Source organism: Zhihengliuella halotolerans, from assembly GCF_004217565.1.
Taxonomy (GTDB): domain Bacteria; phylum Actinomycetota; class Actinomycetes; order Actinomycetales; family Micrococcaceae; genus Zhihengliuella; species Zhihengliuella halotolerans.
Genome location: NZ_SHLA01000001.1, coordinates 2,282,522 through 2,308,327, shown reverse-complemented (window position 1 = coordinate 2,308,327; position 25,806 = coordinate 2,282,522). Strand labels below are relative to the sequence as shown.

General features: G+C 69.0%; 22 protein-coding genes. 4 read left to right on the top strand and 18 right to left on the bottom strand.

What is annotated here, in order from left to right; all coding sequences use genetic code 11:
* Window positions 1-31 precede the first annotated feature (31 nt).
* From EV380_RS10475 to EV380_RS10465, 3 genes are all read right to left on the bottom strand, one after another.
* On the bottom strand, window positions 32-955 hold the full coding sequence (locus tag EV380_RS10475; RefSeq protein WP_130451095.1) for a sugar phosphate isomerase/epimerase family protein: 924 nt from the start codon (window positions 953-955) through the stop codon (window positions 32-34).
* Window positions 952-2,133: a dihydrodipicolinate synthase family protein gene (locus tag EV380_RS10470; protein WP_130452188.1), complete on the bottom strand. Its 1,182-nt coding sequence runs from the start codon at window positions 2,131-2,133 to the stop codon at window positions 952-954. Before EV380_RS10470 ends, EV380_RS10475 begins: the two co-directional genes overlap by 4 nt.
* 71 nt (window positions 2,134-2,204) lie before the next feature.
* Window positions 2,205-3,371, bottom strand: a complete 1,167-nt coding sequence (locus tag EV380_RS10465; RefSeq protein ID WP_130451094.1) for a Gfo/Idh/MocA family protein — start codon at window positions 3,369-3,371, stop codon at window positions 2,205-2,207.
* Between the two features lie 148 nt (window positions 3,372-3,519).
* Here EV380_RS10465 and EV380_RS10460 point away from each other — a divergent pair, with 148 nt between their 5' ends.
* The 3 genes from EV380_RS10460 to EV380_RS10450 all read left to right on the top strand — a co-directional run bounded on the left by EV380_RS10460 (window position 3,520) and on the right by EV380_RS10450 (window position 7,693).
* Window positions 3,520-4,533, top strand: a complete 1,014-nt coding sequence (locus tag EV380_RS10460) for a LacI family DNA-binding transcriptional regulator (protein WP_130451093.1) — start codon at window positions 3,520-3,522, stop codon at window positions 4,531-4,533.
* 299 nt (window positions 4,534-4,832) lie between these two features.
* Entirely contained in the window at window positions 4,833-6,140 is a 1,308-nt protein-coding gene (locus EV380_RS10455; protein WP_242607581.1) for an ABC transporter substrate-binding protein, read from the top strand.
* A gap of 269 nt (window positions 6,141-6,409) precedes the next feature.
* The gene (locus EV380_RS10450; RefSeq protein ID WP_130451091.1) at window positions 6,410-7,693 is read left to right on the top strand and encodes an ABC transporter substrate-binding protein; all 1,284 of its coding nucleotides are present in this window, start codon (window positions 6,410-6,412) and stop codon (window positions 7,691-7,693) included.
* A gap of 130 nt (window positions 7,694-7,823) precedes the next feature.
* On the opposite strand, the gene EV380_RS10445 is transcribed toward EV380_RS10450, so the two are convergent.
* The 6 genes from EV380_RS10445 to EV380_RS10420 form a co-directional block, all read right to left on the bottom strand.
* Window positions 7,824-9,422 (bottom strand): aldehyde dehydrogenase (NADP(+)), encoded by a 1,599-nt coding sequence (locus EV380_RS10445; RefSeq protein ID WP_242607580.1) that lies wholly within the window; start codon window positions 9,420-9,422, stop codon window positions 7,824-7,826.
* Between the two features lie 18 nt (window positions 9,423-9,440).
* Complete coding sequence (gene kdgD, locus EV380_RS10440; RefSeq protein WP_102157997.1) at window positions 9,441-10,388, bottom strand: 5-dehydro-4-deoxyglucarate dehydratase; 948 nt, start codon at window positions 10,386-10,388, stop codon at window positions 9,441-9,443.
* A 149-nt stretch (window positions 10,389-10,537) separates the two neighbouring features.
* Window positions 10,538-11,434 (bottom strand): LysR family transcriptional regulator, encoded by an 897-nt coding sequence (locus EV380_RS10435; RefSeq protein ID WP_102157996.1) that lies wholly within the window; start codon window positions 11,432-11,434, stop codon window positions 10,538-10,540.
* A gap of 49 nt (window positions 11,435-11,483) precedes the next feature.
* A complete protein-coding gene (locus EV380_RS10430) occupies window positions 11,484-12,161 on the bottom strand; it encodes a FadR/GntR family transcriptional regulator (protein ID WP_130451090.1) in 678 nt (225 codons plus the stop codon).
* Between the two features lie 3 nt (window positions 12,162-12,164).
* Complete coding sequence (locus EV380_RS10425) at window positions 12,165-13,298, bottom strand: L-talarate/galactarate dehydratase (protein WP_130451089.1); 1,134 nt, start codon at window positions 13,296-13,298, stop codon at window positions 12,165-12,167.
* Between the two features lie 190 nt (window positions 13,299-13,488).
* Window positions 13,489-14,958: an LVIVD repeat-containing protein gene (locus EV380_RS10420; RefSeq protein WP_130451088.1), complete on the bottom strand. Its 1,470-nt coding sequence runs from the start codon at window positions 14,956-14,958 to the stop codon at window positions 13,489-13,491.
* Between the two features lie 244 nt (window positions 14,959-15,202).
* Between EV380_RS10420 and EV380_RS10415 the strand changes: the two genes are divergently transcribed.
* Window positions 15,203-15,826 (top strand): DUF305 domain-containing protein, encoded by a 624-nt coding sequence (locus EV380_RS10415; RefSeq protein WP_165391938.1) that lies wholly within the window; start codon window positions 15,203-15,205, stop codon window positions 15,824-15,826.
* A gap of 107 nt (window positions 15,827-15,933) precedes the next feature.
* Here EV380_RS10415 and EV380_RS10410 read toward each other — a convergent pair whose 3' ends face one another.
* From EV380_RS10410 to EV380_RS10375, 9 genes are all read right to left on the bottom strand, one after another.
* On the bottom strand, window positions 15,934-17,115 hold the full coding sequence (locus EV380_RS10410; protein ID WP_130451086.1) for an AI-2E family transporter: 1,182 nt from the start codon (window positions 17,113-17,115) through the stop codon (window positions 15,934-15,936).
* An 87-nt stretch (window positions 17,116-17,202) separates the two neighbouring features.
* Window positions 17,203-18,696 (bottom strand): DUF5129 domain-containing protein, encoded by a 1,494-nt coding sequence (locus EV380_RS10405; RefSeq protein WP_130451085.1) that lies wholly within the window; start codon window positions 18,694-18,696, stop codon window positions 17,203-17,205.
* 7 nt (window positions 18,697-18,703) lie between these two features.
* A complete protein-coding gene (locus EV380_RS10400) occupies window positions 18,704-19,741 on the bottom strand; it encodes an aldo/keto reductase (RefSeq protein ID WP_242607579.1) in 1,038 nt (345 codons plus the stop codon).
* A 247-nt stretch (window positions 19,742-19,988) separates the two neighbouring features.
* Complete coding sequence (locus tag EV380_RS16620; RefSeq protein WP_165391937.1) at window positions 19,989-20,144, bottom strand: hypothetical protein; 156 nt, start codon at window positions 20,142-20,144, stop codon at window positions 19,989-19,991.
* Window positions 20,145-20,557: 413 nt separating this feature from the next.
* Window positions 20,558-21,829: an acyl-CoA dehydrogenase family protein gene (locus EV380_RS10395; protein ID WP_130451084.1), complete on the bottom strand. Its 1,272-nt coding sequence runs from the start codon at window positions 21,827-21,829 to the stop codon at window positions 20,558-20,560.
* Between the two features lie 90 nt (window positions 21,830-21,919).
* Window positions 21,920-22,450, bottom strand: a complete 531-nt coding sequence (locus EV380_RS10390; RefSeq protein WP_130451083.1) for a mycothiol transferase — start codon at window positions 22,448-22,450, stop codon at window positions 21,920-21,922.
* On the bottom strand, window positions 22,450-23,148 hold the full coding sequence (locus tag EV380_RS10385; protein WP_130451082.1) for a TetR/AcrR family transcriptional regulator: 699 nt from the start codon (window positions 23,146-23,148) through the stop codon (window positions 22,450-22,452). Before EV380_RS10385 ends, EV380_RS10390 begins: the two co-directional genes overlap by 1 nt.
* Window positions 23,145-24,665, bottom strand: a complete 1,521-nt coding sequence (locus EV380_RS10380) for a DHA2 family efflux MFS transporter permease subunit (RefSeq protein WP_242607578.1) — start codon at window positions 24,663-24,665, stop codon at window positions 23,145-23,147. The genes EV380_RS10385 and EV380_RS10380 overlap by 4 nt, the downstream gene beginning before the upstream one ends.
* A gap of 3 nt (window positions 24,666-24,668) precedes the next feature.
* A complete protein-coding gene (locus tag EV380_RS10375; protein WP_102157986.1) occupies window positions 24,669-25,673 on the bottom strand; it encodes a PhzF family phenazine biosynthesis protein in 1,005 nt (334 codons plus the stop codon).
* Window positions 25,674-25,806: the final 133 nt, after the last annotated feature.

Sequence of the window (25,806 nt, the reverse complement as noted above, 5' to 3'; positions counted from 1 at the left end):
GCGCGGGCGCCGGGGCCGCCCGGGTACCGGCTCAGACGCCGGCGGCCGTTTCGGCGGGCGCGCCCGCGCGCGCCGATTCTAGATGCGGGAGCACGAGCTGCACGTAGCGTTCCTTCATCGTCGCCAGCGTCAGACGCGGATCCTGGTCGTTGACCTCCTGGTTGAAGATCTCGACCTCGACCGGGCCGGTGTAGCCGGCCTGCGCCGTCCACGTCGACAGCGACGCGAAGTCGATGTACCCGTCTCCCATCATGCCCCGCGACTTGAGCGCGTCGGCGGCGATCGGCAGGTTGAAGTCGCAGACCTGGTAGCTCGCGAGCCGCCCCTCGGCGCCCGCGCGCGCGATCTGCTCGCGCACCTGCGGGTCCCAGTAGACGTGGAACGTGTCGACGACGACGGCGACCGCGTCCGCCGGAAGGCCAGCGGCCATGTCGAGGGCCTGGCCGAGCGTGGAGAGTACGGCGCGGTCCGCCGCGTACATCGGGTGCAGCGGCTCGAGGACGAGTCGCACGCCGTGCTCCTGCGCGTACGGGACCAGGTCGGCGAGCCCGTCACCCACGCGGGCGCGGGCGGCGGCGATGTCCTTGTCGCCCCGGTCGCCCTCGCCGCCGAGCACGTGCGCGGCCGCCGGCAGGCCGCCGACCACCATGATGAGGCTGTCCGTGCCGATGGTCGCGGCCTCGCGGATCGCCGCGCGGTTCGACTCCAGCGCTGCGGCCCGGGCCTCCGGCTCCGTCGCGGTGAGGAAGCCCCCGCGGCACAAGGTCGAGGCCTTGAGGCCGGCACCGGCGATGATCTTCGCGGCCGTCTCGGCCCCGCCGGCGCCCTCGAGCAGGTGGCGCCAGGGCCCGATGTGCGTGAGCCCGGCCTCGGCGGTGACCTCGACGGCCTCGCGCAGGTCGAGGTTCGGCGTGGTGCCCGTGTTCAGGGCGAGTGGGAAGGCGCTCGAGCTCATGCGCGGGCCCCCTTCTGCTCGATTCCGTACACGGCCAGCAGCTGCGTCATGCGCTCGGCCGCGAGCTGCGGATCGAGCAGCAGGCCTGCCTTGTCGGCGAGCACGAACGTGTGGGCCAGGTGGGCGACCGAGCGGCCCGAGTGCAGGCCGCCGACCATCTGGAACCCGGACTGGTGCCCGTTGAGCCACGCGAGGAACGCGATGCCCGTCTTGTAGTAGAGCGTCGGTGCGGAGAAGATGTGCTTGCCGAGCTCGCGGGTCGAATCGAGGATCGCCCGCCCGCGGTCCGCCTCGCCGGCGTCGTACGCCTGCAGCGCCGTGGACGCCGCCGGGTAGATCGCCGCGAAGATGCCCAGCAGGGCGTCCGAGTGCAGCTCGCCGTCGCCGTGGATGAGCTCGGGGTAGTTGAAGTCGTCGCCGGTGTAGAGGCGGACGCTCTCCGGCAGCGCCGAGCGCAGCTGCGTCTCGTGTTCGGCGTCGAGCAGCGAGACCTTCACGCCGTCGACCTTGTCCGCGTGCTTCTCGATGAGGCGCAGGAACGTGCCCGTGGCGGTCGCGACGTCGTCGCTGCCCCAATATCCGGCCAGCGCCGGGTCGAACATCGGGCCGAGCCAGTGCAGGATGACCGGCTGCTTCGCGGCGTCGAGCAATTGCGAGTAGACGTCCAGGTAGTCCTCGGCGTTCCGGGCGACCTTCGTCAGCGCCCGCGAGCACATGATGATGATCTTCGCGCCGGAGGACTCGACGACGTCGAGCATCTCGAGGTAGGCGGCGGTCACGGCCGCGAGCCCCTCCGGCCCGGCGGAGACCGCGGCCGGGTCGAGCTGGTCGGTGCCGGCGCCGCACGAGACGAGGTCTCGCACGGTCTTGCCGGCCAGCGCCGGGTACTTCCCGGAGGAGACGACGTCGGCCGCCTCGGCCGCGGAGCGCCGGATCAGCTCGCACGTGGCCGCGTAGTCCAGGCCCATGCCGCGCTGGGCGGTGTCCATGGCGTCGGCGACGCCCAGGCCGTAGGACCACAGCTCGTGGCGGTAGGCCAGCGTGGCGTTCCAGTCGAGCTCGGCGTCGGCACCGGGGGTGTTATCGGCGGTCATGAGCGGGATGACGTGGGCTGCCGCGTAGACGTGGCGCGAGGTGATCGGCGCGGACGGGCGCGTGAACTGCCCCGGGCCGTACATCGTGTACTCGCTCAGCGTGCCGTAGGCCGACGGCAGCGTCAGGGTCGGAAGGCTGGTTGCGGTTGTCGTGCTCACAGCGAGATCTCCGGGACGTCGAGGGTGCGGCGCTCGGCGGCGGACTGCAGGCCCAGCTCCGCGAGCTGCACGCCGCGGGCTGCGGAGAGCAGCCCGAAGCGGTGCTCGCGACCGGCCACGACGTCGGCCAGGAACTCCTCCCACTGCAGCTTGAAGCCGTTGTCCAGATCGGCATTGGCCGGGACCTCGGACCACTGGTCGCGGAAGGACTCCGTGACCGGCAGGTCCGGGTTCCAGACCGGCTTCGGCGTGTGCGCGCGCTGCTGGGCGACGCACTTGTTCAGGCCCGCGACGGCGGAGCCGTGCGTGCCGTCGATCTGGAACTCGACGAGCTCGTCGCGGTACACGCGCACGGCCCACGAGGAGTTGATCTGCGCGACGACCTCGTCGCCGGCCGGGGTCTCGAGCTCGAAGATGCCGTAGGCGGCGTCGTCGGCGGTCGCCTCGTAGGGCTCGCCCTTCTCGTCCCAGCGGGTGGGGATGTGGGTGGCGGTCTTGGAGTTCACGGACTTCACCGTGCCGATGATGCCCTCCATGACGTAGTTCCAGTGGCAGTACATGTCGGTGGTCATCGAGCCGCCGTCGGCGAGCCGGTAGTTCCAGGACGGGCGCTGGGCCTCCTGGATCTCGCCCTCGAAGACCCAGTAGCCGAACTCGCCGCGCATCGAGAGGATGCGGCCGAAGAAGCCCTCGTCGACGAGGCGGCGCAGCTTGACCAGGCCGGGCAGGTAGAGCTTGTCGTGCACGACGCCGGCGGTGATGCCGGCCATCTGCGCCTGACGGGCGAGGTCGACGGCCTCGGTCAGGGTCTCCGCGGTGGGCTTCTCGGTGAAGACGTGCTTTCCGGCGGCGATGGCCTTGGAGAGGGTGTCGTAGCGCAGGGACGTCATCGACGCGTCGAAGACGACGTCCACGGAGGGGTCGTTGATCATCGCGTCGAGGTCGGTGGTGTACTGCTCGACGCCGTGCAGCTCGGCCAGCTCCTTGATCTTGGCTTCGTTGCGGCCGATCAGGATGGGCTCGACGGTGACCTTGGAGCCGTCGGCCAGCGTGATTCCGCCCTGGTCGCGGATCGGGAGGATCGAGCGCAGCAGGTGCTGGCGGTAGCCCATACGGCCGGTGATGCCGTTCATGGCGATGCGAATGACGCGGGTCTCGGACATGTCGGGACTCCTCTTCGGAGGTGATGTGGAATAAGAAAATAGTTGGGAATGCGCTTTCCAAGGTAGTGTCGGAGTGATCGACGTGTCAACTGTCACACGTGAGGAGTCGCGGCCCCGCTCGGCGGCGGCCCGAGAGAAAGGTCGTGCCATGGCTGTTCGGCTCGCAGATGTCGCCAAGGAGGCGGGGGTCTCTCAGGCCACTGCGTCGCGCGTCCTCAACGGATCCAAACGCACACCCTCGCAGGAGATTGCCGACCGGGTGCGTTCGGCGGCCCAGCGGCTCGGCTATTTCCCCAACGCCCAGGCGCAGGCCCTCGCCCGCAGCAGCGCGGGCCTCGTCGGCCTGATCGTGCACGACATCGCCGACCCCTACTTCTCCTCGATCGCCCGCGGCGTCCAGCGCGGGCTCGACGGCAGCGGGGTGCAGCTGCTGCTCAGCAGCACCGGTCGCGATCCGCAGGCCGAGCTCAGTGCCGTGCGGTCATTCCTCTCGCACCGCACTGATGCGATCGTGCTCGCCGGTTCCCGTGGCATCGAGGACGATGACGATCTCGTGGCCGCGCTCGAGCAGTATCAGGCCAACGGGGGCAAGGTCGTCATGATCGGCCAGCCCCTCGCGCTGGCCGGCGGCGTCCACCTCGACAACGAGGGGGCGGCGGCGGAGCTGGCGCAGGAGTTGCTGCGCCTCGGACACCGGCGGTTCGCGGTGCTCGCCGGCGACCAATCCCTGACGACGGCGCTCGACCGCGTCTCCGGTTTCCTCGCCAAGCTGAAGTCCTCGGGCATCGATCCCGTCCTCGTGCGGGAGGGGGCGTTTACGCGCGACGGCGGCTACTTGGAGATGGCGGACCTGATTCGTTCGGAGGCGCTCGAGCTGCCAGCCGGCCAGGTGTGCGTCTTCTGCGCGAACGACGTCATGGCGCTCGGGGCGATGACGGCGATCCGGGAGGCCGGGCTGCGGGTCCCGGAGGATGTGGCGGTTGCCGGCTTCGACGACATCCCCACGCTGGGTGACCTCGTGCCGTCGGTCTCGACCGTGCGGTTGCCGCTCGAGGAGATTGGCCGCATGGCCGGCGAGTTTGTGCTCACCGACGGTGACGAGCAGCGCCGGCTCGTGGTGTCGGGGCACCCGGTGCTGCGGGAGAGCACCCGGAAGTTGTAGTCGGGCAGCCATGGGCGGGTCGCGTCTGCGCGGCGTGGAAGATGCAGCTGAATCGATCACGTGAGCGGCATTGATGCCCTCAAGGTATCAGCCGATCGCCAAGATGAAAGATCGATCGCCCCCATATTCCTTGACCGGTGATCGCCGTCACACCTAGATTGAACGGGAAATCGCTTTCCGAATTCCGCGTCATCCGCGGCGGGATCCGACCGCGGCCTGTGGGCCGACCGGCGGGGAGGGGGCGGAGAAATCTCGTGGTCACTCGCTGCGGGAAGATCCATTCAATGAGGAGGAGCACCGTGCATCACGCCAAAGGACAGCGCCGCACAATCGGTCGTCGACTGGCCCAGGCTGCGGCGATTGCCGCCGCGTCAGCAATGGCGCTGACCGCCTGCGGTGGCGGGGGAGAGGCCGATAGCGGCGACGACGGCAAGGTCGAGCTGCGGTTCAGCTGGTGGGGCGCCGACGCGCGCCACCAGAGCACGCTGGAGATCATCGACGCCTTCGAGGCGGAGAACCCGGGCATCGAGATCAAGCCCGAGTACGGCGACTGGGGTGGCTACTGGGACAAGCTGGCCACCCAGGTGGCCTCCGGGGACGCACCGGACATCATTCAGATGGACGACAAGTACTTGCGCGAGTACGGCGACCGCGGCGCGCTGCTGGATCTCGAGGGTGTCGACGTCTCGCAGTTCGACGAGGGCACGATCGAGAACGGCACCACCGACGACGGTTTGCTTGGCATCACGACTGGCATCAACGCGATGGTCCTCATGACCAATCCGGAGATCTTCGAGGAGGCCGGCGTCGAGCTGCCCGACGACGAGACGTGGACGTGGGACGACTACGCGGAGATCACCAAGGAGATCACCGAAAACACCGACGGCAAGTACGGGGCGACCGGCCCCAACGAGCCGGCGGGCCTGCAGATCTGGGCCCGTCAGGCCGGAAAGCACCTCATCGGGGACGACGGCGCCCTCGGCGTCGACGAGTCCGATATCGAGGAATACTTCCAGCACCATCTGGACCTGGTGGAGAACGGATCGTATCCCGGGGCCTCGATCATCGCCGAGGACCAGAGTCCCGGCCCCGACCAGTCCCTCACTGGCACCGGCGTCGCCGCGATGGGCATGTGGTGGACGAACCAGCTGACAGCGCTCTCGGGTTCCGCGGGCGTCGACCTGGTGCCGCTGCGCATGCCCAGCCACACGGGCGACTCGAGTGACTCGGGCCTCTGGTACAAGTCCTCGATGTTGATGTCCGGTTACTCGCAGTCCGATCACCCGGAAGAGGTCAAAGCGTTCATCGATTTCTTCGTGAACTCGCAGGAGGCCGGCGAGCTGAATCTGACGGACCGCGGTCTGCCGTCGAACGGGGACGTGCGCGAGTCCGTGGTGGCGCAGCTCGAAGGCCAGGATGCGGTCTCGGCTGACTTCATCGCCGACATCGAGGACGAGCTGGGCGCGGCCGAGCCGATCCCGGCGATGGGGTTCAGTGAGCTCCAGGACATCATCTACCGCTACGAGCTCGAGGTGTTCTTCGGCCGGCAGTCCCCGGCGGACGCGGCTAAGGCTGCTCGCTCCGAGATGGAGAACGCGATCGGCTAGTAGTGCGCGCACGACACCCCGGCGGGGTCGGCGAACCGGGCCGAGAGCTCGAATCGCCGGCCCCGCCGCCGTGCGGAACCGGGGAGCGCGACTGATGCCGATCCCGGTGACGATCTGATAAAGATGTGTGACGAGTCACACGAACTGAGCTATGCTGGCAATCGAGCGCAATTGGAAAGCGCTTTCACGTCCTATAAATGAAACGTTCCAACTCGGGATCGCCGCCACGGCGGATGCGGGCTGCGGAACACATTGAGAAGGTGGGGAACATGAAGTTCAAGCGACTTGCACAGGCGGCCGCGGTCACGGCGGTATCGGCCCTGGCCCTGACGGCCTGCGGCGGCGGATCGGAGGAGGCGGGGTCCGGCGGGGACGGCGACGTCACCCTTCGTTTCACCTGGTGGGGCTCCGACGCCCGCGCCCAGATCACTGAGCAGATCATCGAGTCGTTCGAGGCGGAGAACCCGGGTATCGACGTCGTCCCCGAATACGGCGACTGGAACGGCTACTGGGACAAACTGGCCACGCAGACTGCGGCCAACGACGCCCCGGACATCATCCAGATGGACGCGCAGTTCCTGCGCGAGTACGCCGACCGCGGCGCGCTGCTGGACCTCTCCGGCGTCGAGACGTCGCTCATCGAGGACTCCGTGCTGGACAACGGGCGCACTGAGGAGGGCCTGTTCGGCATCACGACCGGAATCAACACGCCGATCATCCTGGCGAACCCTGACGTGTTCTCCGAAGCTGGCGTCGACATGCCAGATGACTCCACGTGGACGTGGGATGACTTCTCCGCCATCGCGCAGGAGATCAGCGAGAGCGGTGACGGGATCTACGGCGCTGGCGCGCCGGCCGAGCCACTCAACATCCAAGTCTGGCTGCGTCAGCAGGGCAAAAACCTGACGACCGAGGACGGGCAGCTCGGCCTGAATGCAGCCGATGCCGAGGCCTACCTGCAGCACCTGCTCGACCTCACCGAGAACGGGGCCTTCCCGCAGGCGTCCCTCATCGCGGAGGATCAGACGGCCGCAGTCGACCAGTCGCTCGTCGGCACCGGCAGCGCCGCGATGGGCACGTACTGGTCCAACCAGCTCTCCGCCATCGGCACGGCCTCCGGCTCCGACGTCGTCCCGCTGCGCTACCCGTCGCAGACCGGCGACGCGAACGACGCCGGCCTCTGGTACAAGGCGTCGATGATGCTCTCGGTCGCCGCGGGCTCAGATCACCCGGAGGAGGCGCAGGCGTTCGTCGACTACTTCGTGAACAACGTCGACGCCGGCCTGATCGGCATGACCGAGCGCGGCCTGCCGTCGAACACCGAGGTCCGCGCCGCGGTCGCTGAGGAGCTCGAGGGGATGGACCAGGCGTCCGCCGAGTTCGTGGAGGCCGTCGAGCCGGAGCTCGGCGAGGTCGAGCCGGTGCCACCGGTCGGATTCTCGGAGTTGCAGGACATCCTCGGCCGGTACGAGCTCGAGGTGTACTTCGGTCGCCAGAGCCCGGCCGACGCCGCCGAGTCCATGGTCGCGGAGATGGAGCTGGCGATCGGCTGATCGCGGTCCGCCCGATACCACGTCGGCCCCTCCCTGCCATTGCGGCGGCGAGGGGCCGACGTCGTTTCAGGGGCACAACAAAGAACGACGGCGGCATTCGCCGCCGTCGTCCTCTGATCTTGCGCGGGGATCAGCCCGCGAGCGTGACCCGGCCGTCGACCTGGCGGGTCAGCCCGCGCGGGTTGGACTCCTGCAGGTCCTCCGGCAGCAGGGCCGCCGGCAGGTTCTGGTAGGCCACCGGGCGCAGGAACCGGTCGATCGCGAGGCTGCCGACCGACGTCGTCCTGCTATCCGACGTCGCCGGGAACGGCCCGCCGTGGACCATCGCGTGGCCAACGTCCACGCCCGTCGGCCAGCCGTTGGCGAGGATCCGTCCGGCCTTGCGCTCCAGCACCGGCAGCAGGGCAGAGGCCGGCGCGTGGTCGGCGTCGGTGAGGTGCAGGGTCGCGGTCAGCTGGCCCTCGAGCCGTTCGGCCGCGGCGACGAGTTCGGTGGCGTCCGCGTAGCGGATGACCAGGGAGGCTGCGCCGAAGATCTCCTCGTGCAGGACCGGGTTGGACAGGAACGTCGGAGTGTCCGTCCCGTAGACCACCGGGGCTGGCGCATTCGCGGTGCCGCCTGCGACGCCCCGTCCGATCACCTCGACGCCGGCCTGCGCGCCCAGCGCGTCGGCGCCGGCGGTCCAGGACTCGGCGATGCCGCGGGTCAGCATCGTCTGGCCGGCCTGGGCCGCTGCGGCGCGGCCGATCGCCTCGACCAGCGCGTCTCCCGCCGCGGAGGAGGGCACGAACACGAGGCCGGGGGAAGTGCACAGCTGGCCGCTGGACCCGGTGACCGAGCCAAGGTATGCGGTGGCGAGCGCGTCGAGGTCGCCGGTGAGGGCGCCGTCGAAGAAGAACACGGGGTTGATGGAGCTCATCTCCGCGTAGACCGGGATCGGCTCGGGGCGGGCGGCGGCGGCCTGCATGAGCGACGTGCCGGCGCCACGGGAGCCGGTGAAGCCCACGGCCTTGATGGCCGGGTCGGTCGCGAGGGCCTGGCCGATCGTCGAGCCGGGGCCGTAGATCAGCGAGAAGACGCCCGGGTGCAGGTCGAATTCGGCGACGGCGGACGTGATGGCCGCGCCGACGAGCTCGCTTGTGCCGGGGTGCGCGTTGTGGGCTTTGAAAACGACGGGGCAGCCGGCGGCGAGGGCGCTGGCGGTGTCGCCGCCCGCGGTCGAGAAGGCGAGCGGGAAGTTGCTGGCGCCGAAGACCGCGACAGGGCCCAGCGGGATCTTGCGCTGGCGGATGTCCGGACGCGGCAGCGGCTTGCGGTCCGGCAGGGCGGGGTCGACGCGGACGCCGCGGTGGTTCCCGGCGCGCACGACGCCGGCGAAGAGGCGCAGTTGGTTGCACGTGCGTCCGCGTTCGCCGACGAGGCGTGCCTCCGGCAGGCCGGTCTCTGCCATCGCGCGCTCGACGATCGCGTCGCCGGCGGCTTCGATGTTCTCCGCGATCCGCTCCAGGAACGCCGCATGCGTCTGGGGCTCGAGCGCGCGGAACGAGTCGAAGGCCTCGCCTGCGGCGGCGGTGGCGGCCGTGAGCTGGTCGGCGTCGATGAGGGAGTAGGCCGGTTCCAGCGGTTCGTTCGTCGCGGGGTCGAAGCCGTTGACGGTGCCGCCGTTGCCGGTGACGGACGCGCCGGCGATCAGTGACCGGCCCGTGAGGGTGATGTTCTGGGTGGGCATCGAATGTGCTCCTTTGCTTCAGGCGTTCTGCAGCGCCGCGGACCCAGGGCGGATGCCTGCGGCGTCGATGAGGTCGGCGAGATCGGCGAGGTCTCGTTCTGTGAGGTCCTGCAGGGGCGGGCGGACGCTGCCGGCGTCGCGGCCGACGGCCTTCAGGCCGCCCTTGACGATCGAGACGCCGTAGCCCTTCACACGGTCGCGGATCTCCAGGTAGGGCAGGACGAAGCGGTTGAGCTTCTCGGTCACCGCGGCGCGGTCCTGGCGGCGGACGTCGGCGTAGAACTCGAGGGCGAACTCGGGGACGAAGTTGTACATCGCCGAGGAGTAGGTGCTCATGCCGAGCTGGAGCATGGGCAGGGCGAAGGTCTCCGCGGTCGGCAGGCCGCCGAGGTAGAAGAGACGGTCGCCGTTCTTCGCAACGACGCGGGTCACGGCCTCGATATCGCCGGTGGCGTCTTTGAACCCGATGAAGTTGGGGTGGCGTTCGGCCAGGGCAGCGACGGTGTCGGCACCGTAGATCGCGTTGGCGCGGTTGTACACGATGACCGCGATGTTCGTTGCGGCGCAGACCGCGTCCACGTGGGCGAGCAGGCCCTCCTGATCGCACTCGGTCAGGTAGGGCGGCAGCAGCAGGAGGCCCTCGGCGCCGGCGGCCTCGGCGGCCCGAGCGTTCTCGACGGCCTGGTAGGTCGGCCCGCCGGCGGAGGCGAGCACCGGGGTGCGGGTGCCCGCGACGTCGACCGCCATCGCGACGACGCGGGAGGATTCCGCGGGGGAGAGGCTGAAGCCCTCGCCCGTGCCGCCGGCGGCGAAGAGGCCGGCGACGTCGAAGCTCGCCTGCCAGTCGAGGTGGCTTCGGTAGGCCGCCTCGTCGATCTGCAGGTCGGCGTCGAACGCCGTGACGGGGAAGGAGAGCAGTCCGTCTTTGAGTTTGGCGGCAAGCTCGGCCGGCGAGTACTGGGTCACGGGGTCCGTCCTTGGTGGCGGTTGCCAGCGCGCGCCCGCCGTCGGAGACGGGGCGCGTGCTGTGTACGGGTCGGTATCACCGCCAGCCTAGGTGCGCCGAGTAATGCCTGTCCAAGCCCAAAAATGGATAGATCAATACCCTCAGGGCATCACACGCGCACGGGCTGCGCGTCGCGCGTGAGCAGGTCCGTCATGCGGCGCAACGCCGGGTTCTTGGCGCCGCGGCGCCAGATGGCGTGCAGTTCGACGGCGTTCGACGCCTCACCGGCGATCGGGAGGTAGGTCACGCCCTCGATGCCGAGACGCCTGGCCGACTCCGGCACGAAAGCGACGCCGCGCCCGGCGGCCACGAGGGAGACCATCGTCAGGATCTGGCTGACGGTGTGTACGACGTTGCCGTGCTCGACGGGCATGTGCCGGATCGCCAGATCGTAGAAGTAGCGGGCCTTCGTCGGCGAGTGCATGATCAGCGGCACGGCCCGCAGGTCTGCGGCCGTGATCGGCTGCCGCGCCTCGGCGAGGTGGTGGTTCTCGGGCACGGCCAGCAGCAGCGATTCGGCCAGCAGCAGGCGGGAGGCGAAGTGCTCGGTGTCGAACGGGGGGCGGGCCAGCCCGACGTCCAGCTCACCGTCGGTCAGGGCCTGCAGCTGCTCGCTCGTGACCTGTTCGCGCAGGTCGAGGTCGACGTCGGGGAGGGCTCGGCCGAGACGGGCCAGCAGGGTGCCCAGCACGCTGAAGCCGGAGGTCGCCGTGAAGCCGATGCGCAGCACGCCGGCCTGTCCCTGCGCGATGCGGCGAGCCGTGAAGGGTGCCTGCTCGGCCGCGACCAGGAGTTTGCGGGCGTCGGCGAGGAAGGCTTGGCCAGCTGCGGTGAGTGCCACCTTGCGGTTATCGCGCTCGACGAGCTGCACGCCGACGGTCTTCTCCAGCTTCTGGATCTGGCGGCTCAGGGGTGGCTGCGTCATGTTCAGGCGCTCGGCGGCGCGTCCGAAGTGGAGCTCCTCCGCAACGGCCACGAAGCTCTTGATCTGGTCCAACGTAAACACTATGCACTCCGGGTATGGAAGGAAGGCGCGTGGGGTCTAGCTACGCATACTAGCGCCTTGTGTGGCCCACCTCACCCTTCAGTCGCCTCTTCGACGCCGTCAGGTGAGTCCGCATAGCCGCCGCCGCGCCCGCGGAGTCGCCGTCGCGCAGCGCGTCGAGCACAGCCCGGTGCTCGCCGGCCGCTGCCGTCACTGCGGACGATTCAAGCCGGACACGCGGCATGGCGATCATGGTCGCCCCTAATTTGTCGACGGCGTCGAGCAGGAAGACGTTGCCCGTCGCCGCGGCGATTCTCCGGTGGAATGCGAAGTCATGGGCGACGGCCTCAGCGGGGTGCTCGGCCGCCCCCTCGAAGCTGACGACGGCGTCCGCGAGCGCATTGAGGTCCTGCCGGGTCGCGCGCTGGGCGGCCAGGCCGGCGGCCTCCGGCTCGATCGCCAGACGGTACTCCAGGAGGGCCAGCCGGTCGGCGAGCGTTCGCACCGGCGGCAGCGTCGTCGTCGGAGCCGGCGGGGGCGCGAGCGCGAAGCTGCCCGCGCCCCGTCGGGTGTGCACGAACCCCTCCGCCTGGAGCCGCGTCATGGCCTCGCGCACCGCGGAGCGACTCAGGCTGAACTCCGCACGAAGGGCGGACTCGCTGGGCAGGCGCTCGCCGGGGGACACGTCGCCCGCGACGATGCGCCGCCGGAGGGCCGCCACCAGCTCGGCGGTGCGGGATGACACCATGGCTCAGTGCCGCCCGAAACCGACGGAGTCCGTCGTCCAGGCACGCGCCTGGTCGGAGAGGGTCACGCCGAGGCCCGGTCGATCCGGCACGACCATGCGGCCGTCGCGCGTCTCGAGCCGCTCGTTGAAGAGCGGGTCGAGCCAGTCGAAGTGCTCCACCCAGGCCTCGCGCGAATAGGCGGCTGCGAGGTGGAGATGGATCTCCATGGCGAAGTGCGGGGCCAGGTCCAGGCCCGCGTGGTCCGCCAGCGCGGCCAGTTTCAGGAACTGCGTGATGCCGCCGACGCGTGGTGCGTCGGGCTGGATCACGTTGCAGGCGCGGGTCTCGATGAGGCGCGTGTGCTCACCGACGGACGCCAGCATCTCGCCCGTAGCGATCGGTGTGTCCAAGCGCCGAGTGAGGTCGGCGTGGCCCTCGGCGTCGTACGCGTCGAGCGGCTCCTCGATCCAGACCAGGTCGAACTCCTCGAGCCGGCGCCCCATGCGCAGGGCGGTGGCGCGGTCCCACTGCTGGTTCGCGTCGACCATGAGCGGCACGTCGGGGCCGAGGTGCTCGCGGATGGCGGCCACGCGCCGGAGGTCCTCGGCGGAATCCGGCAGGCCGACCTTGATCTTGATCCCGCCGATGCCGTCGGCCAGCGAGGCTGTGGCGCGATCCTTGATCTCCTCGATGCTCGCGTTGAGGAAACCGCCGGAGGTGTTGTAGGTGCGCACGGAGTCCCGGTGCGCGCCGAGCAGTTTGGCCAGCGGCAGGCCGGCCCGCTTGGCCTTGAGGTCCCAGAGTGCGACGTCGATGCTCGCCAGCGCCTGCGTGGCCACGCCGGAGCGGCCCACCGAGGCCCCGGCCCAGAGGAGTTTCGTGTTGAGCTTGGCGATGTCGTTCGGATCCTCCCCGATCGCCAGCTCGGCGACCTCGGCGGCGTGCGCGTACTGCGCCGGCCCGCCGGCCCGCTTGGAGTAGGAGAACCCGAGCCCCTTGTGGCCCTGCTCGGTAGTGATCTCCGTGAAGAGGAAGACCACCTCGGTCATGGGACGTTGGCGCCCCGTGAAGACCTTGGCGTCGGAGATGGGTGTGGACAGCGGCAGGGTCGCGGTGGAGAGGCGGATGTGGCGGATGGCGTCGGCAGTGTGGGTCATGAATCCATCGTTCAAGTTGAGAACTTGTCCGACAAGTGATTCATCCGCATCGGTATGACCGCATGCGCGGGCGGTATCGGCGCGTGAGCTGTCCGCCACGCGAGATGTCGCTGGCCCCCACGTGACGGCGGCGGGCCCCGAAAGAGGACCCGCCGCCGTCGTACCGCGGTTTACGCGTGGATGCGCGGGATCAGTACCGCCGCTGCGCCTGCGGGTTCAGTTCCTTCTGCTTCTTGGCCTTGGCGTCGATCGCCGAGTCCAACTTGAAGGTGTCCAGGCCGACGGAGAGGTCGTTCGAGTAGACGTAGCCGTTGTAGTAGTAGGACGACCACGTGCCGCCGCCGGAGAGGCCCTCGCCGCGGTCGAACCAGGCGACCTCCTTCGGGTTCTTCGCGTCGGTGAAGTCGAAGACCGACGTGCCGCCCTGGTACCAGGACTGCACCATGAGGTCCTTGCCCTTGACTGGGATCAGCGAGCCGTTGTGGGCCACGCAGTTCTCGTTCTCGGTGTTGATGCGCGGGATCTTGTAGTACGAGGCGAAGTCGAGCTTGCCGCCCTTGAGTTCGTAGATGGCGTTCGCGCCGAGTTCCGGGCCGAACTCCTCGGTGCAGGTGGCCCAGCCGCCGCCGCCGAGCTCGTCCGTGAAGACGACCTTCGTGGCGTCATTGTTGAACGTGGCCGAGTGCCAGAACGCGAAGTTCTCCGTGTCGCGCACGCGCTCCGTGACCACGGGGTTCTCGCGGTCGGAGATGTCCATGATGATGCCGTCGCCCATGCAGGCGCCGGCGGCGATGTCCTTCTTGGCGTACGTGGTGATGTCGTGGCAGCCCGAGGTCGCGCTGGCCCAGCCGCCACCCTCGTAGCCGCCGTCCGGGAAGAGGTTCGGCTCGGACACCACGGCGGCGGCCGTCGGGTTCTTGACCGGGATCTTCACGACGGAGATCAGATCGTGCGGGGGCTGGCAGTTCGCCAGGGCTGCGTTGGGCGAGTACGACGAGACGTAGACGTACAGGTCCTGGCCGTTCTTCGACGGCGCCATCGAGTTCGTGTGCGAACCGCACTTGGTCTCGACGGACTTGATGTACTGCGGATCGGCCGGGTCGCTGATGTCGAAGACCCGGATGCCTTCCCAGTAGTTCTCCGGGTCCGAGGTGCGCTCGCTGCCGCACTTGTCGTCGACCATGCGGGCGTCGACCGAGGCGATGAGGATGTCGCCGTAGACGGAGACGTCGTTCTGCGCGCCCGGGCAGTAGACCTCGGTCAGCTTGGAAGGCTCTTTCGGGTTGGACAGATCGTAGACCGTGAAGCCGTCGTAGTTGCCGGCGTACGCGTAGTTCCCCTCGAACGCGAGGTCCGAACCGGTGCCCTGCAGCGTCCCGTCCATCGGGATGTTGCTCAGGAGCTCCATGTTGGAGCTCTCGGTCTCACCGGGAGCCACGTCGGGTTCCCCGGCGGCAGTTTCCTGCTGGCCCGGGAAAAGCTTGGGCTGCGCCTGCTCTGACGGCTGGTGATTGTGCTCGAACGGGTCCTCATGGCCGGGGTGTGCGGGCTCGGCGAGAGCGGGCGCGGCTGCCGAGATCGCGGATCCGGCCAGCAGAATCGCCGCGGCAGTCGCCAGTGCCGCACGGCGGCGCGGGTGCGTGTGATTGTTTGGACGCATGGGTGCGTCTTCACCTCCTGGATCGTGTGCTTGTATTGTTGCCTGCAACACATAGATTCGTCCAGCACTTGTTAAAGGTCTATTGCATGAAGTTCTTGTATGAGGAGAGAGTTGACCCATGAATGATAAATCCCCTAGTCAAGGTGCAACATTCAAGCAATCGACGCGGAGGCGCTCTGGGCGGGGGCGCTCACTTGCCGCGGCCCTCACTGCTGCAGTACTGACACTCGCCCTCACATCCTGTGTGGCTGCCGGGGCCGTCCCGGGAGATTCTCAAGGCAAGAAAAAACCCGAGCCGACGGCGACCAGCTCGGCTCCTGCCGTCGTCGTGCCGGGTGCCCCGGGCGGTGGCAACGAGACGGGCGCGCCGGGGACCGGCGACCCGGATACGGGGGAGTCCTGGAACGAGGCGGACGCCGAGTTCATGGCGATGATGATCCCGCACCACGCCCAAGCCGTGGCGATGACGGATATGGTGCCGGGGCAGGCCGCCTCGGAGGAGCTGAAGAACCTCGCTCGCCGTATGAACCTTGAGCAGGGGGCCGAGATCCAGTACATGGTCGACTGGCTGAGCTCGCGCGACGTGAACGTGCCCGCGGAGGCTGAGGATGGCTGGGCGCCCGGCGGCATGCACATGCACGGCATGCTGAGCGATGAGGAGATGGCCGCGCTCGCCGAGGCCGACGGCGAGGAGTTCGATCGGCTGTTCCTGGAGGGCATGATCAAGCACCATGAAGGGGCGATCGTGATGTGTGATTCGGTCCAGATCCAGGGCATCGACGACACGGTCCAGGAGATGTCGACGCACATGTCGTCGAGCCAGTCGGCGGAGATCGGACGCATGCGGGACCTGCTGGGCGCGCTCTAGGATCCGCGTCCGGAACGCCGGCGCGAGCCGGGCAAACGAAAGCGGCCGCACCGTGTACCGGTGCGGCCGCTCAAGCGCACGACGACTGAGCCGTCGCCAGGGAAGCGTCAGGCGGGTTGTGGAGAGACTTCTTGGATCGCGTGGTCCGAACGACCCGTCCAGACCTTGATGACCGCCCACGCTGCTGCGGTGAGCGGCACGGCCAGGATTGCGCCCACCAGGCCGCTGATCACCGTGCCCATGGTCAGGGCCAGCAACACGACCAGCGCGTGCAGGCTCAGCGTCCGCGCCATCACGATGGGCTGCAGGAAATTGCCCTCCAGCTGGTTCACCAGGATGACCGCGCCGAGGACGGCCAGGGCCACGACCCAGCCATTGGCGACGAGGGCGACCAAGGTCGCCAAGATGCCGGCGATCGTGGCTCCGACCATCGGGATGAAGGACGCGAGGAAAACGATGACTGCAAGAGGCAGTGCCAGCGGTACGCCGAGCAGCAGCAGCGCGATGCCGATGCCGAGGGCGTCCACGGCGGCCACGATCGCGGTACCGCGGATGTAGCCGCCGAACGTGTCCGTTGCTTCGGAACCGGACGCGCGCCAGCGAGCCAGGTGCTGTTCAGGGATCCACGACAGGAAGAATTCCCAGATCCGGTCGCCGTCCTTGAGGAAGAAGAAGAGGATCACCATGAGCAGAACCGCCCCGGTGACGAAACTGCCCGCAGCGGAGAGACCGCTGAGGGCGCCGGAACCGAACTGGCTGCTCGTCAGGAACGCCGCGGCCGCCTCCACAGCGTCGTTGACGGTCTGGTTGACGTTGTCCTGGCTGAGATTGAAAGGCAGGTTCTGCGCGAGGTTGTCGATCATCGACTGGACTTCGCTGAAGCCCTGGACCGCCTGTTCGACAAGGCTCGGCCACTCGTGGATCACGGAGACGACCAATCCCCAGCCGATCCCGCCGAGTACGATGATCGATCCCAGGAAGACAGACCATGCGGCGAGGAGCGGGCTCATGACCTTGCGGAACATGCGGACCACCGGCCACAGAGCGCTGGCGAGGATCAGAGCGATGATCAGAGGCAATATGGCTACGCTGACCTGCTGGAACGCCATGACCGCGACGGTGCCGATCGCCAGCACCAGCAGGAGCTGCGCCGCCCGCGTGGCTGTCATGCCGAGGAAATCGCTCCACATGCCGGCAACGCGCCCGGTCCCGTGGGTGCGGTCCGGCCGGTCGCCGGCCGGTCGGGCGGTGGCCTCCATGCGGCGGCGTCGGAATAGACCGAATGACATGGCGCTCCTTCGTTGCGGTGACCGTCCCGTACCCGGGGGTCACCATGAGGTGGACAAACCTGAGATCAGGTTACATCTTAGGCGTGACTAGAAGCGGGAAGACGAACCGGCGCCGGAAAAGCCGCCGCCACTCGACCCGTACCCGGTGCTGGTGCTTGAGGACCGCGCGGCCTCCACCGCGGAGGTGCCCTCGGAATGCCAGGTCCTGAACGAGTGGCCGTGCAGCAGGAAGAGCGCGGGGTAGGTGACGTCGAGGATGTTCCCGTGCGAGCCGGTCGCGGAGCGGCGGGTCGAGTCCATCTCCTCCCGCATCGTCGTCCGTTCCGCATCGGTCTTCGCGTAGGACTCGGTGACCACGTCGGCGAAGGACTCGAAAAGGTCGGAGAGTCGAACACGCAGCTTCTGCAGATCATCGAGTGCCAGCTCGGCCGTGATCTGCCGTGCCGTGAGGCGGGAGCCGATCGAACTCAGATCGACGCGCGCCCGGCCGGCGAACTCCAGCAGCTCACCGGCCTCGGGGCTACCGGCGGCCGCCGGTTCGAGGTCGACGAGCTCCGGGACCGCGTCCACGTCCTCCCGGAACCTGGCTGCCTGCCGCTTCCACGCGGCCTGCCACTCGCCGCTCATCGTCAGCAGGTCGGCGGCGTCCGCGACGACGTCGTCGAACGCGTCCAGGGCCGCCGTACGGTCCGCCCAGGTTCCGGCGCGATCGGCGGCCGACTTCGCCGCCCGCGCGCGCTCGTCCATACCGCCGAGCTCCTCCCGCTCGGCGAGCAGGTCCCGGCGCTCCTGTGCGAAGGTCGCGTACCGCTCCAGCACCTTCGCCCCGTACGAGGACGTGGAGGGGATGCGTTTGGCGTTCTGGTCGGTGGCCCGCAGGGCGGCCGACACACTGGCCAGGTGGTCGTCGCCGCGGACGAGTGCCGCGTCTACCTTCTGGCGGTTTCCGCGCCGGTACCCGGCGACGCCGAGCGCGGTGAAGAGCCCGCCCGCGGCAAGTACGCCGCCGAAGACGTAGAACCCCGGGTGCCGGTACCAAGGCCGCCCGATCAAGATGGCGGCCTCCTTCACGCCGGAGAGTACACCCGCGTCCCAACGCCCGGCCCGGAAGTCGGACTTCGTCGCCTCCTGAATGCGATCCTGCGCACCTTGGGAGACCTCGCGGTCGTCGCCGAAGTAGGTGCCGACCTGGCGCCCGCGAGGATCCACCGCGAGGATGAAGAGCCCGTCCGCCCACTTCTCGTCGTCAGCGGAGATCCACTCCGGGTTGTCCGTCCGGGCGTAGTTCAGGACGGCCTCGTTCAATTGGTTCGCCCCGCTTCCGTCGATGGTGAGTACGACGACGTCGGTCGGCACATGGAAGTCGATCTCGTTGATCGCTGCGGCGAGGGCCGCCTCGTCGAGAGCGTCGGACGTGTCGGCGATCTCCACTGTTGACGGCGCTGCGGCTGCGGCGCGCTCCGCGCCGGCGACGAGACCGGATGCCGCCAGGCAGAAGGCGAGCATCAGCACGGCGACAGTCGCAATGAACGGCCGCGACGTCGTCGTGCGGCGGTCGAATCCGGGGCTTGGCGCTGCCATGGCGTCGTCAGGCCCCGGCCCCGGGATCGCCCGCCGTGATCCGGTCGATCAGGAGGAGCTCGGCGTCAGTGAAGCTCGTGTTGACGAGCGCGCCGAGGTTGTCGTCGAGCTGGCCGGTCGAAGAGGCGCCGATGAGCACCGAGGTCACGCCGCCCGAGCGCAGGAGCCACGCGATGGACATCTGCGCGAGGCTCTGCCCGCGCTCTGCGGCGTGGCGGTCGAGGTTGCGCACGATGGCGAGGTTCTCCTCGGTCAGGCCGGACAGCGAGCTGCGTCCGCCCGACGGGGTGGCGTCCGCGTTCTCCAGGTACTTGTTCGTCAAGAGCCCCTGGGCCAGCGGGGTGAAGGCGATCGAGCCCATGCCCTCGCGTGCCAGAGTGGCGAGCAGCCCGTCCTCGACCCAGCGGTTCAGGAGGGAGTAGGAGGGCTGATGGATGACGAGGGGCGTGCCCAGCGAGCGGGCGATCTCAGCGGCTTCGGCCGTGCGCTCGGGGGAGTAGGACGAGATGCCGACGTAGAGTGCCTTGCCCTGGCGGACGAGAGTGTCGAGCGCTCCGATGGTCTCCTCGAGCGGGACGTCGGGGGTGGGGCGGTGCGAGTAGAAGATGTCGACGTAGTCGAGGCCCAAGCGCTTGAGTGAGGCTTCGGCCGAGGACAGGAGGTACTTGCGCGAGCCCCCGTTGCCATAGGGGCCCGGCCACATGTCATACCCGGCCTTCGAGGAGACGATGAGCTCGTCGCGGTACGGGGCGAAGTCTTTGGCCATCATGCGGCCGAAGTTCTCCTCGGCGCTTCCGTACGGCGGACCGTAGTTATTGGCCAGGTCGAAGTGAGTGATGCCGTGGTCGAACGCGTGCCGCAGGATCTGGCGCTGGGTGTCGAACGGGCGATTGTCGCCGAAATTCCACCACAGTCCCAGGCTCAGCGGCGGCAGGACCAACCCCGAGCGGCCCACGGCGCGGTAGGCGATCGAGTCGTAGCGGTCCTCGGCTGCCACGTAGGGCCGATGCGTTTCGTGCGTGCGGTCGATGCGGTGCTCGGTCACGTGTCCTCCTGGGTGCGGCGCGTATTCATCATGCTATCGGGCGGCGGTGCGGGTCGGCTCAGGTGCCGCGGTGTTAAAAGATCGAAGCACCGACCGCTGCGGACAAGGAGGCGATAAAACCGCCGCGGTCGGTGCTTCGTGATCACTCGCACCTTGAGAAGGTGAATTCAGCTTATGGCCCCTACCTTGAGTTCACCTGAACGCAAGGTAGGAGGCAACTGGGGTTCGAGCGAACTTCAGGTGAATGCTAGTAATTCGAGGGAGGATCCGAGGCCGGAAAGGATTCGTCTTCCCATTCTTCGACCATCTCGTCTTCATGATCGTGCTTCTTCTTGGCAATCTCCTCGTCGGTCCCCTGGGGTGACTCGGCGCTCGTGCCATTGCCGGATTCGTTGGCCGTCATGACTCTGCTCCTCTCGGATCGGGTACCCCTAGTCTGCTTCGTCGCGGTCGCTTTGGCTAGCACCGGCTCGGGAGCTGCTGGAGTCGTTAAACGACGAGCACCGGTCGGCGACTTGGGGGAAAGCCGTTGCTCCGACCGGTGCTCTCATCACTCGCACCTCCATGAGGTACTTAAAAACCTAAGGGGCCAAGCTGTGCCGGGACTGTGCCGGCGCTTCGGCCCCCGTAGGAATCCGCTGGGAGGGCTGCGCGGTGGGCACCTTAACGAGATGAGCACCGGTCGGCGGCTTGGGGGGATAGCCGTGGCCCGACCGGTGCTCTCATCACTCGCACCTTCAAGAGGTGGTTAAAACACTAGAACTGCAACCTGAAAACAGTCTGCGTAGTGCCCATGGGGCGGGTGTGAATTCGAGCCTATGCGGCGAAGGCCGAGTGTCCCGTGATCGAGCGCCCGATGATGAGGGCCTGGACGGTCTCGGTGCCTTCGTAGGTGTGGATCGCCTCGACGTCTGCGAAGTGGCGGGCGACGCGGTGCTCGAGCAGGATGCCGTTGCCGCCGAGCAGGTCGCGCGCCTCGGCCGCGACCCGGCGGGCCGCCCGGGTGCATGTGTACTTGGCCAGCGAAGCCTGCTCGGGGGTCAGCGTTCCGGCCTCGGCGCGGGTCGTCATCTGGCGGGCCATGAGCTGCATCGAGACCAGCTCGGACTGCATGCGGGTCAGGCGTTCCTGAACGATCTGGCTCGCCGCGAGAGGCCGCCCGAATTGCGTGCGCTGGCCTGCGTACTGGACCGCGGTCTCGTAGCAGGCGGTCGCGTGCCCGACGGCCGACCAGGCGACGCCGAGCCGCGTGGCGAAGAGGACCCGGGCGGTGTCCTTGAACGTGGAGGAGCGCTCGAGCACGTGGCTGTCCGGCACGAACACGTTGTCCATCCGGATGTGGGCCTGCCAGATGGCGCGCAGGCTGAGCTTGTTCTCGATGGTCGTTGCCCGGTAGCCCTCCCACTCCTGCTGCACGATGAAGCCGCGCACGTTGCCGTCGTGCTCGCCGCCCTCGACTCGTGCCCAGACGACGGTGATGCCGCCCTCCTCGGTATCGCCCAGCGAGGCGTTGCCGATCCACTTCTTCTCGCCGCTGAGCCGGTAGCCGCCCTCGACCGGGGTCGCCTTCGTCTCCAGGGAGACGGAATCCGAACCGTGCGTGGGCTCGGTGAGTGCGAACGCGCCCCAGACCTCGGCGCGCGAGAGCTTCGGGACCCACGTGTCGATCTGCTCCGGCGTGCCGCAGAGGGCGATCGAGCGCAGCGCGAGCCCCGCCTGCACGCCGCAGATCGTGCCGACCGAGCCGTCTGCCCGGGAAAGCTCCATGTTGACGAGCCCGGCGGCGAGCGTGCTCATGGGCTCGGCACCCTCGATCTCGACGCCGTCGCGCAGCAGGTCCAGCTCCCCGAGGCGACGGCCGAGGTGCAGCGGGTAGTCAGCGCGGTTCCAGTAGTCGGCGATGACCGGGGCGACCTCGTCGCGGCCGAAGGCGCGGGCCCGGTCCCAGTAGGCGCGGTCCGCGTCGGGCACGTCGTCGAAGATGCCCGCGGGGTCCACGTCGACGTCCCCCCACACCTCGTAGGCGGGTGCGGTGACGCCGTCGGGGAAGCTCGCAGCGGAATTCTCGGTCTGGGCGTGGGCAGGCATGGGTGACTCCCGGGTGTCGAGGCGGGTCTGTTGGACACCACTATGGTCTGAAACTCAGTCCCACGTCAAGAAACCGAGTCCCAAAGCGGTCTATTCGCCCCGAGCCCCGTCCTCGAGTTCGCGCACGATATCGAGGTGGCCGGCGTGTCGGGCGTACTCCTGCAGGACGTGGAACCCGATCCACGCGAGCCGCGGCGCCGGTTCCTCGGTGAAGCGCCCGCCGAGCCGGCCGCGGGTCTCGAGCGGCGTGGAGCCGAGGATCTCGGTGGTCCGGCGCCCGATCTCGTGCAGGCGGTGGATCAGCGCGTCGGCCTCTGCGCGCCCGGCGTCCGCCGGCACCGCCCAGGGTCCTGTGGCCGCGCCGCCGGCGTGGTCTCCCCACGGCGCCTCGACGTCTTCTGCGAGGAAGCCCCACACGAACCACCGCTGCTCCATGTGTACGAGATGCGCGAGCAGTTCGATCGGCGTCCACCCTGATGGCAGCCGCGACGTCCGCAGCGCCGCGTCGTCGAGCCCGGCCAGCTTCCCCTCGACCGACGCACGGTAGTAGTCCAGATAGGCGGCGAGCTGGACCGCCGCGTCCGGAGAGTCCAGTCGCGGCTCCCGGCCCCCGACCGCCATCAGGCGCTCGCCCCGCGCCCGTGCGCGCGCAGCTGCGCCCGTACGGCGTCCAGAATCGCGGATTCGTCCGCTCCGGCGTCCGCCACGGCGACGACGACGGCGCCGCCGGCCTGCGCGTTCGGGCCCGCGCTCGTCGTCGTGCCGGTGGGGGAGAGAGCGTCCGCGTAGCGCTCGGAGAGCCGGCGCACGTCGGCCTCGAGGGCGGCCCGCGGGGCCGGCCCGGGGGCGGCGAGCCAGCGGCGCAGGTGGTAGTTGTGCACCCCGACGACGGCGGCGCTGTAGGCGATCCCGGTGCTCGGGTCGCGCTCGAAGATTTCGGCGAGCCCGTGTCGGAAGGCGGATTCGAAGCGGTGGGTGCTCACGAGCTCGCGGTCGCGCAGCGCCGGGACGGCCGACAGCAACTGGTGACGCAGCTCCGCGCGCTCAGCGTCGGCAGTGAGGTGGTCGAAGACGCCCAGGGCGGCGCGCACGACGGCGTCCGCGGTCGGGCCGCGGCCGCGCTCGCCGAGGCGCTCGGAGACTGAGTCGATGACACGCTCCATGTCGGCGAAGACCATGCCCTCCTTGGAGCCGAAGCGCCGGAAGAAGGTGCTGCGGCTCATGCCGGCGGCGGTGGCCAGCTCGTCCACGCTGGTCGCGTCGAAGCCCTGCGTGACCAGCAGGCGGAGGGCGTCGACGGGGATCGAAGAGGTCGTCATGGCCGCGAATCTAGCACGTCGGGCTCGCTCTCGAGGTGGTGGGCGGAGCGACGGAAGCCGAGGCTGAGGGCGCCGCCGAGCAGCGCGACCGCGCCCGGCAGCAGCAGCGCTTCACCCAGCCCCCACGAGGTGGCCGAGCGGATGAGTTCGGGCACGTGGCCGGCCATGACGTCGCTCAGGCCGCCGGCCGCGCTCGCCTGCGTGCCGGACGCGTCGACGTGCGCGGCGATGCGGGCCTCGATGAGCACCGCCATCATCGCTGAGCCGAGAACGGCGCCGATCTGGCGGGTCGCGTTGTAGACACCTGAGCCCGCGCCAGCGTTGGCGGGCCCCAGATCGCGCGTGGCGGTCAATGAGACGGCCGGCCACACGAACGCGCTCGAGGCGCCCATGAGGGCCGCGGGCAACAGGAGCCAGAGCAGCGGTGGTTGGGCGGGCAGGAGCAGGCCGTAGGCGATGATCGTGACGCCGAAGCCGAAGAAGCCGAGCGCGGACTGGCCGCGCGGGTCGCGCCGGTTGACGCGGGCCCCCGCGTACTTCGCGAGGAGGGCCCCGAACAGCGCCATCGGCGCGATGAGCAGCGCCGCCTGGGTGGGGGTGAGCCCGCGGACCGACTGCAGGTAGAACATGATGGGGATGTTTAGCGTGGTGATGACGAGGCCCATGCACGCGATCGCGCTCGTGGCCAGGGCGAAGTTGCGGTCGGCGAAGAGGCCCAGCGGCAGCAGCGGTTCCGTGCGGGTGAACCGCTGGACGAGCACGAACGCGATCATCACGAGCACGCCGGCGACGATCATGTGCCAGATGCCGAACCAGCCGATCACCGGCCCCCAATCGAACGTCTCGGCCTCCTGCACGCCGAAGACGATCAGGAAGATGCCGACGGCGGAGAGGACGACGCCCGGGATGTCGAACCTGCGCGCGTGCGTGGGCAGCGCCGGGACGGCGGCGACGACGCGCCAGAACGCGATCGCCCCGATGGGCACGTTCACGAAGAAAATCCATTCCCAGCCGAGCGAATCGGTCAGGACGCCGCCCAGCAGCGGTCCGGTCAGCGCCGCGATCCCGCCCGCGGCACCCCAGATGCCCATGGCGGCGCCGCGCCGGTGGGCCGGGAAGAGGCGGGTGATGAACGTCATCGACTGCGGCGTCATGATCGCGGCGCCGAACCCCTGGGCGACGCGGGCGGCGACGAGGCTCCCGAGATCCGTGGCGAGCCCGCACCACAGCGAGGCAAGTGTGAAGACGGCCAGACCGATCAGGTACAGGTTCTTCGGGCCGAACCGGTCGCCCATGCGGCCGGTGATCAGGAGCGGGACGACGAAGGCGAGCAGGTAGGAGCTGTGCACCCAGACGACGCCGGAGACGCCCGTGTCCAGCCCGGTCATGATCGCGGGCATCGCCGTCGTGACGATCGTCGAGTCGACGAGGATCATGAAGAACCCGATCACGAGCGCCCAGAGCGCCGCCCAGGCCTGCCGGTCCTCGGGTTCGGCCGTCGTCGTGGGCCCAGCCACGGGTTAAGGGACCAGGACGGTGCCGTCGATGCAGGTGACCGCGTGGCCGGCGATCCACACGCCGTCGTCGTCGAGGCTCGCGAACACGTCGCCAGCGCGGCCCACGCGCGTGCCCTGGCGCACCGTGTAGTTCGGCTCGGCGATCTTCTCGGAGATCAGCCAGCGGGCGAAGCCGGCGTTGAGGCTGCCCGTCACCGGGTCCTCCGGCATGGCCTCACCCGGGCAGAAGGCGCGGACCTCGTAGTCGGCTGGCGCCTGGGCGATCGCCGCAGCGAACGCACCCATGCTGATGGCCCCGGTGTCCGGCAGCGGCTCGAGCTCGGCGCGGGCGCCCTCGGGGCGCTTGGCCTCGTCGCGCGGGTCGCGACCGGTCAGGATGTTGCCCGACGGCGTCTGGAGGTGCGGTCCGATGACGCCGACCTCGAGCCCCTCGAGGGAGGGGAAATCGGGCTCGATCCGCAGGACGGTCTCCGCGTCGCGCAGCAGCAGGCCGGCCCAGTTCGGTCCGTTCACGAGCCACTGGTGGTCGACGACGTCGTCAGGTTCCAGCCCCAGCGCCGTGATGGCCCACTCGAGCACGTCGGCCTCGAGGGGACCGGTACGGGTCAGCTCGGGCGCCTTGAGCGCGAGGCGCGGCGCGACGCCGTCGTTCTCGTCGATCCGGATCTCGATCAGCCCCGCGCCGCACTCCTGCACGACGACGTCGCTGCTCGCGGGCACCCCGCCGCCCTCGAGCCACGCGTGCGCGGTGCCGAGGGTCGGGTGGCCGGCGAAGGGGAGCTCCGTCGTCGACGTGAAGATCCGGACGCGGTAGTCGGCACCGGGCTGCGTCGGCGGGAGGACGAACGTGGTCTCCGCCAGGTTGGTCCACTGGGCGAACGCCTGCATGGACTCCGTGTCCAGGCCCGTCGCGTCGAGAACCACCGCCAGCGCGTTGCCGCGGTAGGGGACGGTGGAGAACACGTCGACTTGCTTGAACGGAACACGGATTGCAGAGACTTCGGCCATGGTTGAATCGTGACACATTCGGGGCCTTGGAGGGGTGAATCCGCGCGAACGTGACCAGATGTTGAGGCTGGGCACCCCACAGGAGGCTGGTCTACGGATCTGGTCTTCAGTGAAGGATCGCGACCGGTGATGA